Below are 14,442 nucleotides of genomic sequence, written 5' to 3' on the forward strand. Positions count from 1 at the left end.
TTGAAGAAATACAAATGAAATTAAATTTAAAACGCCCCCTTGCTTTTTTTGACCTGGAAACTACCGGTACCAATATTGGCGTTGACCGCATAGTAGAAATATCTGTTATCAAACTAAACCCTGATGGAAGCGAAGAGGTGAAAACCTGGAGAATAAACCCCGAAATGCCTATCGCGCTCGAATCATCCCTCATACACGGCATCTATGAAGAACATTTGGTTGATGCCCCTACCTTTAAAAATGCAGCAAGCGAAATAGCTGATTTTATTGCCGATAGCGACCTTGCCGGATATAACTCAAACCGGTTTGATATACCCATGCTGATGGAGGAGTTTTTACGCGTGGAGCATCCTTTTGATATTGAGGAGCGCCATTTTGTTGATGTACAAAACATATTCCACCAAATGGAACAACGCACCTTACGCGCTGCTTACCAGTTTTATTGTGGTAAGGATATTGTTAACGCACACAGTGCCGAGGCAGATACCCGTGCTACCATGGAGGTATTATTAGCGCAGGTTGAACGCTATGCTGATGTGGAATTTGAGGATAAAAAAGGCGTAAAAACCAAGCCCGTTGTTAACGATGTGGAAGGTTTACACCACTTTACCAATATGAATAAACCGGTTGATTTTGCCGGACGTATGGTATACAGCGAAGCCGGCGAAGAACTGTTTAACTTTGGCAAACATAAAGGCAAAAAGGTAGAGGACGTATTTAAGGCCGAGCCAAGCTACTACGCCTGGATGATGCAGGGCGATTTTCCGTTATACACCAAACGCAAGCTCGAGCAGATCTATAAGCGTTACACCGCCAAAAGAGAGCAGGCTAAGCCCGAGCAAAAACCTGTTGCCCCCAAACCCGTAACCGAAACACTTCCGGAAAAGAAACAGGCAACTGCTCAGCCACAGCCTGTGCAACCTGCAAAAAAACCTTTTGTATCGCGGCCAAACCCGGCGTTTGTTCCCCGTAAGGATAGAAAAGACGAACCTGCCAAGCCTATTGATAACGATATGCTGAAACAGCTGGCCGATAAGTTTAAAAAGGGATAATAAAACATAGGGGTGCTCTTACAGGAGCACCTTTTTGATGTTCATTTGATAAAATCGATATTTCTTTTCAACCCGGCAAATTTGGTGCGCTTTACAGCCGATCCTTTAAATAGCTTTTTAAAGGTATCTTCGGTAATTTCTTCCCAGTCGCGTTTGGTCATGCCCAGCAAATCGGGGTGGGGTTGAAAAGCAGGTTCCTGGTTCAAAACTGAAAACCGGTTCCAGGGGCAAACATCCTGGCAAACATCACAGCCAAACATCCAGCCATCCATTTTATCCTTAAAACCTGAAGGTATTTCGTTCTTTAGTTCGATGGTGAGATAGGAAATGCATTTACTGCCGTCAACCAGGTAAGGCCCTACAATAGCATCGGTAGGGCAGGCATCAATGCAGCGGGTGCAGGTACCGCAGTGGTCGGCGGTAGGCTGTACGTCATATTCCAGCTCCAGATCAACAATCAGTTCAGCTAAAAAGAAGAAGGAACCCGCATTTTTGCTGATCAGGTTGGCGTTTTTACCTACCCAACCCAGGCCAGCCTTTTTTGCCCAGGCTTTATCCAGCACAGGTGCCGAATCAACAAACGCACGGCCGTTTACCTCGCCAATGTTTTCGGTAATGAGTTGTAGCAATTGCTTTAGCTTGTCTTTGATCACATCGTGATAATCAGCCCCGTAAGCGTATTTGGATATCCGGGGCGCATCAGCGGTAAGCTGCTGCTCGGTTGTATAGTAGTTTAAGCTTAAGCTGATAACTGATTTTGCGCCGTCGACCAGCAATCGCGGATCGAGCCGTTTGTCAAAATAGTTTTCCATGTACTGCATTTCGCCATGAAAACCTTTGTTCAGCCAGCTTTCTAAGCGCGGTGCTTCTTCTTCCAGGAAACCGGCCTGTACTATACCGCAATCCATAAAACCAAGCTCGCGGGCCCAGTTTTTGATCATTTTGGTATAGTTGGCTTTATTTTGCAGCATTGTGCAAAGATAAGTATTTAAAGCCTTTACGCTTTATTACTGATTACTATGCTCTTCGCGCAGCTTGTGATAATATTTGAGCAGGTCATCCATATCGCCAAGCTTGTATTTTTTGTCCATAACTTTTTTAACTGCTTCGGGCTCGGCTGCTAAAACCTCGCTCATAGCAGCCACAAAATTCTGCTTGTTGATCTCAACCATATCGCCAACACCCGATCCGTAATAGTAAACAGGGTGCGAACTACCGCCACCGCCGCCAAACAAGCCGCTGCCTAGCGACAGACCCATACCAAGGCCGCCGCCATAGCCGCCGCCTATCCCTAAACCGGTTGATATTGCAGGCCTCGAACCACTGCGACCTTCCTTACCACGGTCGCTGCCGGTAATGGTATATAATCTTGTCGAATCATTGATCACTACACGTAAAAAATCGAGCTCATATTTTGACCATGCGCCCAAACGAGGTGCGTGGGCTACTATAAAGCTATCCGCTCCAACTACAAAACCGCGTATCATGCTTGCACTTAAGTTTTGCTTTTCGGCTTTATCGTTCTCTTTAAAAATAATATAACCCTCGTTTGGCAAAGGCCCTTTGCCGGATGTGTTTTCGTTGATCAGTCCTTCAACTTTCTGACCGTTGATGTCATAGTAATAACCTTGCTCAAATTTGCCGCCAAACATCTGGGCATTTGCACTTACAACCAGCAATAAACTAAATACAAAAGATAAGATCCCAATTTTCATAATAACAATAATCGTATGCACTGTAAACATTAAAACTGCCGATTTATTGTTTGGGTAACGGGTAATTTACATTTATACGACAGGGATTAAACCATGGCGCAACATAATTTCAGCCGATTTTTGGGGATCAGGCGGCGTGCCCGGAATAAGGATAGCTTTAAGCTCTCTAAAATACGCCGGACCTATTGATGCGGGTGTTAGCACGCAAAGCACTTTTGTATCCTTGTCGCTCAAATTATCATGATAATGTGTTTGCCCCCGGGTGATGAACAGGCGGTCGCCAGGCCCGGTTTCAATACTTTGCCCGTCAACAATAGAAGTAAGCGTGCCTTCTAAACCGTATAGCGCCTCGTCAACCTCAATATGGTAATGTGGTACCGGTACTTTTGCGCCGGCTTTAATGGTGAGTTCAAACATCACCATTTGGTTATTAGTGTCTTCGCCGTCGAGCAAAAAATCAAGTTGTAAACCGCCCAGGGTGATAGTTTCTTTAGGAGCTTTCATTGTAACAGATTTGAAATAAGGCGAAGTAAAATTATAAAAACGGCTGTAAATACAAATTAATTGGCTAAAATTGAATGATCGATATAAAGCTATATTCCTATGATTGTTGATTTAAGAAGCGATACTGTTACCCGGCCTACAGCTGCAATGCTCGAAGCCATGATGAACGCCAAAGTTGGCGACGATGTTTTTGGTGAAGACGAAACCATTAACGCCCTCGAAACTAAACTGGCCACCATGTTCAATATGGAAGCCGGCCTGTTTTGCCCGTCGGGAACGATGACCAACCAGATCGCCATTAAATGCTTTACCCAACCGCTTGACGAACTGATAGCCGATCAAACCGCACATGTTTACCGTTACGAAGGTGGAGGTATAGCTTTCAACTCTGGCGTTTCTACACGTTTGTTATATGGCGACCGCGGTATCCTGACACCCGAAATGATCGAACCGGAGATCAATGCCGAGAATATCCATTTCCCCAATACCAGTTTGGTAGTGCTCGAAAATACTGTAAACAAAGGTGGCGGCAGTTGTTATACGCTTGCGCAGATAGCACCTATAGCTAAATTGTGTAAAGAACGCGGACTGAAACTTCACCTTGATGGCGCCCGAATTTTTAACGCATTGGTTCATACAGGCGATAAGCCGGAAGATTACGGCCAGTATTTTGATGGCATTTCGGTTTGCTTATCCAAAGGTTTAGGCGCACCCGTTGGTTCTGTGCTGCTTGCCGATAAGCAGACGATCAAATATGCCCGCCGTATCCGCAAAGTAATGGGCGGTGGTATGCGCCAGGCAGGTTTTTTAGCTGCCGCCGGAATTTATGCGCTCGATCACCACGTTGAACGCCTGAAAATAGACCATGCCCACGCCGCCTTATTAGGTACCGAATTGGCCAAACTACCGTGGGTAAGCAATGTTTTACCCGCCGAAACCAATATCCTGTTGTTCGATACGGTGGAGGCTGCCGATGTTATCACAAAAAAACTGGCTGCCAAAGGCATCAAAGCCAACAGTACCGATAAACACCGCATCCGTTTTGTACTGCACCTTGATGTGCATCCTGAACAGGTAGAATATACGATAGAAAGTCTGAAGTCCCTGTAGCTTATAGATCATAGTTGATGGTTCATGGCGAAACTTGTTAGCTGCCTTACCATGAACCATGATCTATCAACCATGAACTTTTTTGATTAAATCTCCCTGTCTGCCGATTGTCGTTCAACCATCCATCCGGGGTATTCCTTAGGCAATGCGCTTATTTCGTCGATGCGTTTCAATTCGTCCGCGCTGAGTATGATCTCTGTCGATTTGATATTGTCCAATAGCTGCTCTGCATTTTTAGCACCTATAATGGTGCTGGTAATGCCTTGCTGCTGGCGCACCCATGCCAGGGCTATCTGTGCCGCCGATACACTGTGCTGTTTACCTATCTCCAGTATCACATCAATAATATCGTAAGCTTTATCCTTATTTACCGGTGGAAAGTCGAAATTATCGCGGCGGTTAGCACCTGTTTTCTCCGAATTTCGGGTATACTTCCCCGAAAGGAAACCACCTGCCAGTGGGCTCCATGGCATCACGGCAAGTTTTTGATCATCCGCCATAGGCAATATTTCACGTTCAATATCACGACCGGCAAGGCTATAATAATATTGCAAGCCTTCAAATTTGCTCCAGCCGTTAAGCGCGGCAATGCCTTGGGCCTTCATCACCATCCAGGCCGGCCAGTTACAAACAGCAATGTAACGCACTTTGCCAGTTAGCACAATATCATTAAGCGCGCGCATGGTTTCCTCAACCGGGGTTTTAGGATCAACACCATGTACATACAAAACGTCCACATGGTCGAGCTGCAAACGCTGCAGGCTTTCGTCAACCGACTGAAAGATGTGGTATCGCGATAGGCCCACATTGTTTTTGCCTTCGCCCATCCGGCCGCGTACCTTAGTGGCTATCACCAGGTCGTGGCGGTTAAAGCCATTGTCGATGATGGATTGCCCCAGTAATTTCTCCGAATCGCCGTATGAGTAAATATTGGCTGTGTCGATAAAGTTGATGCCCGAGTCGACCACCGTTTTCATTAGTTGGTTCACTTCGGCCTGTTGAACCTTGCCGATGGCTTCCCACATACCCGTGCCGCCAAAGGTCATGGTACCAAAACATATTTCGGAAACTACCATTCCCGTGTGCCCAAAAAAGTTGTATTTCATAACTGCAGATTTTAGTTTGTGATACTAAGTTAGCGCGTTTATTATACTTATATTAAGCTATTTGCTAAAATGAGATAGTGATGATGATGCAAATTTTAGTTGGTTATCAAAATTCAGCAATCGTTGAATAATACCACAAAACATAAAATTACTACCACAATTATGGTATTATCGTATTTAAATTTGTGCCATGCTACAAAGCTATCCCATATACGATATTTGTTCACTGTCGCCCACCGGGCATGATGACCTTTTGGTAAGCCGTTTGGCGCCCTATCTGGAAGCGCATAAAAATATGATCTTCCCGCACCGGCACTCGTTTTACCATGTTGTACTTTTTACAAAAGGAGACGGTCAGCATACTATCGACTTTGAAAACTTTACCGTAAAGCCATTTCAAATCTACTTTATGGTACCGGGGCAAGTGCACCGCTGGGATTTTGAAGGCGTTACCGATGGCTATATCATCAACTTTTCAACATCATTTTTCCAGTCGTTTTTGCTTCGCCCCGAATACCTGGACAGCTTTCCGTTTTTAAGTGGTGATCTAAAAAATGCCGTGATCGATCTGCCTACAGAGATTCACCAAAAAGTGATCAATGTTTTCGAACAGATCGTCACCGAGTCTGCCACTGCAAAACCATTTGGTAATGATATGGTACGGGTTCTAATGTTACAGTTGTTTATCGCTATCGGTCAGCTACAGCAGGTTGCCGAAACTAAGGGCGCTTCATCGTACAATCAAACCCTGCTCAAAAGCTTTCAGAAACTGATAGAACAGCATTATACCGAAGTAAAGCACCCAAAAGATTATGCAGAATTGCTCTACATTACACCTAACCACCTAAACGCTTTGTGTAAAGATCTGTTAGGCATGCAGGCAGGCGAGGTGATTCGAAACCGCATATTGTTGGAAGCCAAACGTTTGCTTACCAATCCAAAATTGAGCATTACCGGTATTGCACTCGACCTCAATTTTAACGATAACTCTTATTTTACCAAATTTTTCAAGAAATCGACAGGTACAACGCCTGAAGAATTCAGAAATAACACTTTAAAATCAATATCATGAATACTGCTACAGATAAACCACAAATTAAATTAGCTGCCTGGCCGGCAATCGTACATGCTAAATGCCCCCGTTGCCGCAAAGGCGATATGTTTGCCAACAGCATGTATGGTTTCCATTCGCAAAAAATGCATAAAACCTGCTCGCACTGTAACCTTACTTATGAGCGCGAGCCCGGCTATTTTTACGTGGCCATGTTTGTAAGCTATGCCTTAAACGTTGCCGAAATGGTTACCATTTGTGTGGCTACATCAGTACTTACCGGCAGTATGAATCCCTGGCTATACATCACGTTAGCACTATCAGCCTCCGTTTTATTATCGCCATTCAATTTCAGGTATTCGCGCGTGGCGCTGTTACATTGGCTTACACCGGGTTTGCATTATCACCCGGATTTGAGTTGAGCCCCCTAACCCCTAAAGGGGGAATTGAAATTAAAGCCCTCCCTTTTAGGGGAGGGTTGGGTGGGGTTATTCCCCCCGCTTCAACGCGTACTTCTCTATCTTACTGTACAAATGGCTGCGTTGAATATCAATATCATCGGCAGTTTTTGATACGTTCCAGTTATTTTTCTCCAGCTTGAATTTGATATATTCCCGCTCAGCGAAATCCTTGTATTCCTGGAAGTTTTTAAACTGGTCAAAGTCTGGCTGCGCTGCTGCCGTTGCGCTTATTGTTATCGGTGCAGATGGGTTGGCAAATGATTTGACATCCGTATCGGTAATTACCTTGTCGCTCAAAATGATTAAGCGTTCTATCATATTACGCAGTTCGCGGATGTTACCTGTCCATGGCAAAGCTTTCAATGCTTCCAGGCCGGGCTCTGATATCCGCTTAACCGGTATACCGTAGTCGTTGCAAATTTCTTCCAAAAAGCTTTGAGCCAGCAAACCAATATCATCACGGCGTTCGGTCAATGGTGGTACATGGATCAGTATCACGCTCAGGCGGTGGTACAAGTCCATCCTGAAATTACCGGCCTCAATCTCTTTCAGCAGGTCCTTGTTTGTTGCCGCAACTACACGTACATCAACATCTATTTCTTTTTCGCCGCCTACACGGGTTATTTTGTTTTCCTGCAGGGCGCGTAATACCTTAGCTTGCGCCGATTGACTCATGTCGCCAATCTCATCCAAAAATAAAGTGCCTCCGCTTGCCGATTCAAACTTGCCTATCCGTTGTTTGATGGCCGATGTAAACGAACCCTTTTCGTGACCGAAGAGCTCACTCTCGATCAACTCCGACGGGATGGCCGCGCAGTTAACCTCAATAAGCGGTGCATTATTACGGTGCGATTTTTCGTGCAGCCAGCGTGCAACCAATTCTTTACCGCTGCCATTGGCGCCGGTTATCAGCACGCGGGCATCGGTAGGAGCAACCCGGTCAATGGTCTCTTTTATTTTTGATATGGCTTGCGATTCACCTAATATTTCGCGGGTTTTTGATACCCTGCGCTTTAAAACCTTGGTTTCGGTCACCAGTGATCCGCGGTCGAGCGCGTTGCGTACCGTAATCAGTAAGCGGTTCAGATCAGGTGGTTTGGATATAAAATCAAAAGCGCCTTTTTTGCTGGCTTCAACAGCGGTTTCAACCGTGCCGTGGCCCGATATCATAATGAACGGCAGATCGGGTTTTATAGCCAAACCTTCCGATAGCACTTCCATGCCATCCATCCGGTTCATTTTAATGTCGCATAAAACCAGGTCGTAATCTGTCTTCTGGATCAGTTCCAGGCCATCAATACCATTATCTATGTCGTCAATCTGGTAATCTTCATATTCCAAAATTTCGCGTAAAGTGTTACGGATAGCACGCTCATCATCAATTATCAGAATTTTAGCCATAAGGTTGGTATATGTAAATAGCTGCTGTTAATCAGCCTGCTAAGTTAAATAAATGTATAGTAAATTAAACACTTTTGGGTATTTTATCCATTAAACACTGTTTTTGGGTTAATGTTTGAGCGACTGGTGAAAAATAAAGCCCTTTCCCACAAAAGTGGAAAAGGTGCTTCAAATTCCAGTAGCAAACCTGTAAGCCGGGTTCTGTTTTCGCTTGCGCGAATCTCTATCATTGATCTGGCCCCGGCATCACTACCGGGTTCTAACAACCTACCCATTACAAACGTTAGTGCAAGCACTAAGCGGGAGCGGGCAGCCCCACTTTTGTAACCTATTTGGTTTTTCAACTCCTGAGGTTTACCGCAATGTATGTTGCCATACAAGGCCGTGAGCTCTTACCTCACGTTTTCACCCTTACCACGATAAATCGTGGCGGTATATTCTCTGTGGCACTTGCTGTCGCCCAACTGGTGGCGCCTTCCCGTTAGGAAGCAGGATGCCCTGTGTTGCCCGGACTTTCCTCCGCCCCGCGAAAGGGCAGCGATAGAGCGGTTTGCTTTGTTGCAAAGATACTATTTTAAGTCGGGAAGTCTTTAGTCCGAAAGTCTGCAAGTAAGAAGTAATTGTAACGCGAACATCTTTCGGACTTTCCAACTTACGGTCTTTCGGACTCAAAAAGCTTCTCCACCTCAACATTGAAATTAGCTTTGCTGATCCCCGCTATCTTCTCCAGAGCTGTAAAAAAGTTGACGTTATCCGCCTGCTTTTTACCGCAACTTAGCAGCCCGATCACCGCCTGAAAACCTTTTTCCTTCTCCAGTTTCTGAACTATCAGCGCGATGATCACGTAATCGGTATACAGCGGTGTTTTGGCATCGGCAAATTTTTTATGTGAGTTAAATATCGTTAACCAATCGTGGTCGCTGCCGGTTTCGGTTTTAAATCTGGTAAAAATATCTTTCCAGGTATAAATTCCCCAGCTGCCGCCGTATAAATAGGCACAAGCTTCGTCAACGGGCCGGTTGATCACATCGGTTGATACCACATGGTGCAGGCGGCTGTGCCACAGGTCGTGCGGATCAAAAGCAGTAACATCAGTAGCGTTTGCACCGATGATATACAAGCTCCGGCCGCCTTCCCAGGTGGATATATTACCGTGGCTCTGGCTATTATATTCGGCTTTATAATCCACACCCAATATTTGCATGGCCTGCACAAAGTTATTGCAGCAATAAACCTGGGTGGGATAATCAGGAGCTTTTAGTCTTTTGTCATATTCAATGGCCTTTTTTATATAGTGGATAATTTGCGGGTCGTACAATGCGGTAGTAAAGTGTATCGTAAAGTTGCCTATCTTTTTTTCGAATAATTCTTGGGTATTCAGCTTTAGCGGACTGTCAAAATAATACCGCTCACCCTGCCTTTGCGCTATCAGCTTAAAGCTTGCCCTTAAAATCGGCACAGTCCCATCTGTACCCAAATAACTCAGCTGAATAATATAGCCGGTGCTATCCAGGGTTGAAACATTGGTCAAATAGCATTTGTAAAAATCCTTCTTAGCGGTACCAGCATCCGTCATACCTTTCATCTCATCCATCAAAGCGGCGGCGGTGAGCAGGTTTTCTTTCAATACCATGCTGTTTTCCTTGTCGGGCTTAGGTAACTGGATCAAAAAGTTATTCAGACTATTGATCAACCGCATCGAATCCGCCGGAAGCTTTAAGTTTTTCGGCAAGTATGCCTGCCCGTAACCGGTAAAACAAAACAATATCCCGAGCAGGGTATAAGCAGATTTTCTGAGCATAACGTGATAAGTAAGGTAAACGAACTTACAAAATATTGGTTGATGTGCAAATGAGTTGAGGTGCAAATGAAAAAACGCGTCATGCTGGACTTGTTTCAGCACCCTTCAGGACAACCTCTGCACCTTATCTCAGTTACAAGGGTGGGTATTTGTCGGTATTTTCATAATCTCTCACGCGCGTCCTTGCGAGGAACGAAGCAATCCCCGACTTACAGAGCGGCTACGCTTGTGTCGCCTTGCATCTTGATTCCTGACTCTTGATTCTATTTTCAGGGGACATAGGTATTTATCGGTATTTTTACTGAATTCTCTACCAAAACCTTCATTTAAAGCCGAATTAGGCTATTTTTCTATTTTTTATACCCATAAAACACATGGGTATGTGATGGGTATTCATCGGTATCACATAGGTATACCCATGTGTGTTGATCTTTGGTGTTTGATAACTCTAAAACGCATTGCGCTTTTATATAAAAATACGAAAAATAGCTGGATTTACTGTTAAAAAGATTATGGAATTTTCCATGCAGCTGATTTATATCCAAAACAAATTAATACAAGTGTGTGACTAAAAAAAATAGTTTTAAACAATATTGTGCAAAAAAAATTAGTATGTTTTATGGAGATATTTTTAATTTAGAGCTTAATTAAATAAGTTTATTTAATATGCAACCTAAAGTTTTTATTTCTTACAGCTGGTCAAGCCCAGACCATGAAGATTGGGTTATAACTCTCGCCCAAAGATTAGTGAATGATGGAGTCGACGTTTCAATAGATAAATGGGATTTAAAAGAGGGACAAGACAAATACCGTTTTATGGAATCCATGGTCAGCTCAGTTGATATTCATAAGGTTTTATTGATTCTCGATAAAAAGTATGCTTCTAAAGCAAATGATAGAGATGGAGGAGTGGGAACTGAAACTCAAATTATTAGTCCTCAGATTTATGAAAATACGTCTCAAGAGAAATTCATACCTATAGTGGCAGAATTAGATGAAGAGGGTAAACCATATATACCTACTTATTTGAATGGCCGAATATATTTGGACATGTCGTCATCTGAACATTCCGAGTCCAATTATGAAAAACTGTTAAGAAATATATTAAATAGACCATTGTTGGCCAAGCCGAAACTTGGTAAAGTTCCAAGCTATATATTTGAAGATACACCAATTAATTTTAAGACGACAGCCCTTGTAAGGGGATTTGACTCGCAGTTGGATCGTTTTCCAAACAGAGGAAATTCAATATCAAGAGATTTCTTTGATGCTTTTTTTGATAATTTGAAAGATTTTAGAATTTCCTCTATATCAAATTTACGGATTGATGCAGGAAAGCAGATTCTTGAAAATTTACATCAATATACACCACTACGCGATGATTTTATTGACTTTATTGTAAAAATCTCAAATGGAAATTTTGAATTTGACACAGATATTCTCATACGTTTTTTTGAGCAGTTACCTTCATTATTTTATCCAGAAGAATCTGTTGGAAGTTGGTCAAATCATCAGTTTGATAATTTTCGCTTTATTGTACATGAGTTACTCATATATACTGTGGCTATTTTTCTCAAAAATGAAAATTACAAATTCCTTGAAGATATTTTCTATAATGGCTATTTTATCAAGGACAGATACTCATCAAAAAACGAACCATCAAACTATACCACTTTTTATAAAAATGTCGATACATTCAGCGAGTATTATAATCAATTAAAAGGACAAAATTTTTATAGTGCCCAGGCTGATTTTATGATTAGTAGGATTTCTAATAAATTGGATAGGACGACCTTTACTAATGGCGATTTATTGTGCTTTTACATTGGACTGTTCCAAAAGAATCATTGGTTCCCCTTAACATATGTCTATCGTGAAGAGGATAATAGGATTTTTCCCTTTTTTAATAAGTTAATTTCGAAACGACATTTCGAAAAAGTAAAAGGGTTATTTGATGTTAACACTCCAATAGAATTGATAGAAAAGCTAAATCTATTTCAATCCGAAGAAAGCAATAATATGCGTTATTCCGGCAGTTGGTCATCCGTACCTAACATAAGCCGTTTAATCGACGCTGAAAAAGTGGCCACTTTGCGATAGTGTACATGTAATTTTTAACCACATGTACAAACAAAAAATGCCCAACCTTCCGATTGAGCATTCACATCAAATATTATAAATCGAATAAATCCGAAATCGAAATTCCGAAATCAAGCTACACTCCCTACAATAGCGCAAGTCTTGAGCGGTTGATTGTGGGCTGATGACTTGTGATCTTAACGGAATAATTCCGAAATCCGAAACAAAAAAATGCCCAACCTTCCGATTGAGCATTCAAATCAAATATTATAAATCGAATAAATCCGAAATCGAAAATCCGAATTCCGAAATTACACCCCGAGATCCTTCATTATCCCATCAATCTTCTCATCCAAAGCCTTATTAGTCGCCTCATAAGCACCTTTATCAGCCAGCTTAGTATTTACACTGCAATAAAACTTGATCTTAGGTTCCGTGCCCGATGGCCTTGCTGAGATCACGCTGCCGTCGTCGGTAATGAATTGCAGCACATCGCTTTTCGGCAGATCGATAGGTGAGGTTTTGCCAGCGGCAAGGTCGGTCTCCACACGGTTTTCGTAATCTTTTAAAGCAACCACTTTAGCACCACCCAAAGTTTTAGGCGGGTTTTCGCGGTATTGCTGCATCATGGCTTTGATCTCTTCGGCGCCGGTTTTACCTTTTTTGGTGATGGATACCAGCGTTTCTTTGTAAAAACCGTACTCCAGGTACATATCCACCAAAGCTTCAAACAGGCTGCTGCCTTTGTCTTTATAAAAGGCCGTCATCTCGGCAATAAACGCGCCCGAAACAATGGCGTCCTTATCGCGTACAAACTCGCCGATGAGGTAGCCGTAGCTTTCCTCGCCGCCACCGATGAAAGTTTCCTTGCCCGATAGCTGGGTCATCAGTTCGCCAATGTATTTAAATCCCGTAAGGGTGTTAAAGTATTTTACGTTTTTGGCTTTGGCAATATCTTCTATCAGGTTGCTGGTTACAATGGTTTTAACAATGTATTCCTTGCCGGTTAGCTTACCTTTTTGTTGCCAGGCAGTTAACAGGTAATTGATCAGTAAGCTGCCGGTTTGATTACCGTTCAGCAATATCCATTCGCCGCTGCTGTCTTTTACCGCAATGCCTACACGGTCGGCATCAGGGTCGGTAGCTAAAACCAGGTCGGCATCAACTTCCCTAGCTTTTTTCATCGCCAGGGTGAGTGCCTCTTTTTCTTCGGGGTTAGGATAAACCACGGTAGGGAAATTGCCATCCGGTGTAGCCTGCTCTTCTACAATGATCACGTTCTCAAAACCAAACTGCGCCAGAGCTTTTGGCATCAGGGTAATGCCTGTGCCATGTATCGACGAATAAACAATTTTCAGGTCTTTCTGACGCTTGATAGCCTCCGGAGAGATCGATAAGGAAGCGATCGCATCCAGGTATTTTTGGTCGATATCTTCGCCGATCAGTTCAATATTTGCCGCAACACGCTCAAATTGAATATCATCCACACTGCTCACTTTAGCAACCTCGGCCATTACCGCCTTATCCTCGGGCGACACAAACTGACCGCCGTCGGCACCGTAAGCCTTATAACCGTTATATTCCTTCGGGTTGTGCGATGCAGTGAGCATCACGCCGCTTTTGCAGCCCAGTTCGCGTATGGCGAATGATAGCTCCGGAGTAGGGCGCAAGGCCTTAAAAAAGTAAACATGGATGCCGTTAGCCGAAAACACATCGGCAACAATCCCCGCAAACACATCCGAATTATTACGGCTATCATGCGCTATAGCAACCTTGATCTTTTGGCCCGGGTAAGTTTTCTTTAAATGATTAGCCAAACCCTGCGTAGCCGCGCCAATGGTGTATTTATTCACCCGGTTCGATCCCGGCCCCATGGTGCCGCGTAAACCGCCTGTACCAAACTCCAGGTCGCGGTAAAACGCGTCGGTTAAATCGGTATAGGCCCGGTCGTCAAGCTGCTTTTGTATTTGCTGTTTCACATCGGCATCGTAGTTGCCGTTAAGCCATGTATTTACTTTTTCCTGTACAGATGCATCTAATTCCTGCATAGTTATATCAATGTTTAGTATGGTTGATTTGTATGTAACAAATATGTAAATAAATTTCAGGTGTTATAATGTCCTAAGATTAAATATTGAAAAAGGTTTTGCGAAAAAGTATTT

12 protein-coding genes and 1 other RNA gene are annotated in these 14,442 nt (G+C 43.4%); 5 read left to right on the forward strand and 8 right to left on the reverse strand.

The genetic code is table 11. From position 1 onward, the window contains the following. Positions 1-14: 14 nt before the first annotated feature. Positions 15-1,052 carry an exonuclease domain-containing protein gene (locus ACFGVR_RS17250; RefSeq protein ID WP_448698595.1) on the forward strand — a complete coding sequence of 346 codons (1,038 nt, stop codon included), beginning with the start codon at positions 15-17 and terminating at the stop codon, positions 1,050-1,052. A 41-nt stretch (positions 1,053-1,093) separates the two neighbouring features. On the opposite strand, the gene queG is transcribed toward ACFGVR_RS17250, so the two are convergent. The 3 genes from queG to ACFGVR_RS17265 form a co-directional block, all read right to left on the reverse strand. Beyond that, complete coding sequence (gene queG / locus ACFGVR_RS17255) at positions 1,094-2,023, reverse strand: tRNA epoxyqueuosine(34) reductase QueG (protein WP_448698596.1); 930 nt, start codon at positions 2,021-2,023, stop codon at positions 1,094-1,096. Positions 2,024-2,059: 36 nt separating this feature from the next. Further along, complete coding sequence (locus ACFGVR_RS17260) at positions 2,060-2,767, reverse strand: hypothetical protein (protein ID WP_448698597.1); 708 nt, start codon at positions 2,765-2,767, stop codon at positions 2,060-2,062. 72 nt (positions 2,768-2,839) lie between these two features. Beyond that, a complete protein-coding gene (locus ACFGVR_RS17265) occupies positions 2,840-3,271 on the reverse strand; it encodes a cupin domain-containing protein (RefSeq protein WP_448698598.1) in 432 nt (143 codons plus the stop codon). A gap of 99 nt (positions 3,272-3,370) precedes the next feature. On the opposite strand from ACFGVR_RS17265, the gene ACFGVR_RS17270 reads away from it, so the two are divergent. Beyond that, positions 3,371-4,381, forward strand: a complete 1,011-nt coding sequence (locus ACFGVR_RS17270; RefSeq protein ID WP_448698599.1) for a threonine aldolase family protein — start codon at positions 3,371-3,373, stop codon at positions 4,379-4,381. An 86-nt stretch (positions 4,382-4,467) separates the two neighbouring features. Here the strand turns inward: ACFGVR_RS17270 and ACFGVR_RS17275 are convergent, their stop codons facing one another. Next, a complete protein-coding gene (locus tag ACFGVR_RS17275) occupies positions 4,468-5,487 on the reverse strand; it encodes an aldo/keto reductase (RefSeq protein ID WP_448698600.1) in 1,020 nt (339 codons plus the stop codon). A 190-nt stretch (positions 5,488-5,677) separates the two neighbouring features. Between ACFGVR_RS17275 and ACFGVR_RS17280 the strand changes: the two genes are divergently transcribed. Next, entirely contained in the window at positions 5,678-6,559 is an 882-nt protein-coding gene (locus ACFGVR_RS17280) for a helix-turn-helix domain-containing protein (RefSeq protein ID WP_448698601.1), read from the forward strand. Continuing rightward, positions 6,556-6,960, forward strand: coding sequence for a DUF983 domain-containing protein (locus ACFGVR_RS17285; RefSeq protein ID WP_448698602.1), 405 nt, complete (start codon positions 6,556-6,558; stop codon positions 6,958-6,960). Before ACFGVR_RS17280 ends, ACFGVR_RS17285 begins: the two co-directional genes overlap by 4 nt. A gap of 66 nt (positions 6,961-7,026) precedes the next feature. On the opposite strand, the gene ACFGVR_RS17290 is transcribed toward ACFGVR_RS17285, so the two are convergent. The 3 genes from ACFGVR_RS17290 to ACFGVR_RS17300 all read right to left on the reverse strand — a co-directional run bounded on the left by ACFGVR_RS17290 (position 7,027) and on the right by ACFGVR_RS17300 (position 10,201). Beyond that, positions 7,027-8,400, reverse strand: coding sequence for a sigma-54-dependent transcriptional regulator (locus tag ACFGVR_RS17290; protein ID WP_448698603.1), 1,374 nt, complete (start codon positions 8,398-8,400; stop codon positions 7,027-7,029). A gap of 174 nt (positions 8,401-8,574) precedes the next feature. After that, positions 8,575-8,957: RNase P RNA component class A (gene rnpB, locus ACFGVR_RS17295), an RNA gene on the reverse strand. A gap of 95 nt (positions 8,958-9,052) precedes the next feature. After that, positions 9,053-10,201, reverse strand: coding sequence for a hypothetical protein (locus tag ACFGVR_RS17300; protein WP_448698605.1), 1,149 nt, complete (start codon positions 10,199-10,201; stop codon positions 9,053-9,055). A 666-nt stretch (positions 10,202-10,867) separates the two neighbouring features. On the opposite strand from ACFGVR_RS17300, the gene ACFGVR_RS17305 reads away from it, so the two are divergent. After that, entirely contained in the window at positions 10,868-12,301 is a 1,434-nt protein-coding gene (locus ACFGVR_RS17305; RefSeq protein WP_448698606.1) for an SEFIR domain-containing protein, read from the forward strand. 290 nt (positions 12,302-12,591) lie between these two features. Here ACFGVR_RS17305 and ACFGVR_RS17310 read toward each other — a convergent pair whose 3' ends face one another. Then, positions 12,592-14,328, reverse strand: a complete 1,737-nt coding sequence (locus ACFGVR_RS17310; RefSeq protein WP_448698607.1) for a phospho-sugar mutase — start codon at positions 14,326-14,328, stop codon at positions 12,592-12,594. Positions 14,329-14,442: the final 114 nt, after the last annotated feature.

This window comes from Mucilaginibacter aureus, from assembly GCF_053514885.1.

Excerpts from the sequence above, each read along its gene's own strand:
- ACFGVR_RS17310 (WP_448698607.1), bottom strand. The coding sequence starts at position 14,328 with ATGCAGGAATTAGATGCATCTGTACAGGAAAAAGTAAATACATGGCTT.
- ACFGVR_RS17290 (WP_448698603.1), bottom strand. The coding sequence starts at position 8,400 with ATGGCTAAAATTCTGATAATTGATGATGAGCGTGCTATCCGTAACACT.
- ACFGVR_RS17285 (WP_448698602.1), top strand. The coding sequence starts at position 6,556 with ATGAATACTGCTACAGATAAACCACAAATTAAATTAGCTGCCTGGCCG.
- ACFGVR_RS17300 (WP_448698605.1), bottom strand. The coding sequence starts at position 10,201 with ATGCTCAGAAAATCTGCTTATACCCTGCTCGGGATATTGTTTTGTTTT.
- ACFGVR_RS17280 (WP_448698601.1), top strand. The coding sequence starts at position 5,678 with ATGCTACAAAGCTATCCCATATACGATATTTGTTCACTGTCGCCCACC.
- ACFGVR_RS17265 (WP_448698598.1), bottom strand. The coding sequence starts at position 3,271 with ATGAAAGCTCCTAAAGAAACTATCACCCTGGGCGGTTTACAACTTGAT.
- ACFGVR_RS17270 (WP_448698599.1), top strand. The coding sequence starts at position 3,371 with ATGATTGTTGATTTAAGAAGCGATACTGTTACCCGGCCTACAGCTGCA.
- ACFGVR_RS17275 (WP_448698600.1), bottom strand. The coding sequence starts at position 5,487 with ATGAAATACAACTTTTTTGGGCACACGGGAATGGTAGTTTCCGAAATA.
- ACFGVR_RS17250 (WP_448698595.1), top strand. The coding sequence starts at position 15 with ATGAAATTAAATTTAAAACGCCCCCTTGCTTTTTTTGACCTGGAAACT.
- queG (WP_448698596.1), bottom strand. The coding sequence starts at position 2,023 with ATGCTGCAAAATAAAGCCAACTATACCAAAATGATCAAAAACTGGGCC.
- ACFGVR_RS17260 (WP_448698597.1), bottom strand. The coding sequence starts at position 2,767 with ATGAAAATTGGGATCTTATCTTTTGTATTTAGTTTATTGCTGGTTGTA.
- ACFGVR_RS17305 (WP_448698606.1), top strand. The coding sequence starts at position 10,868 with ATGCAACCTAAAGTTTTTATTTCTTACAGCTGGTCAAGCCCAGACCAT.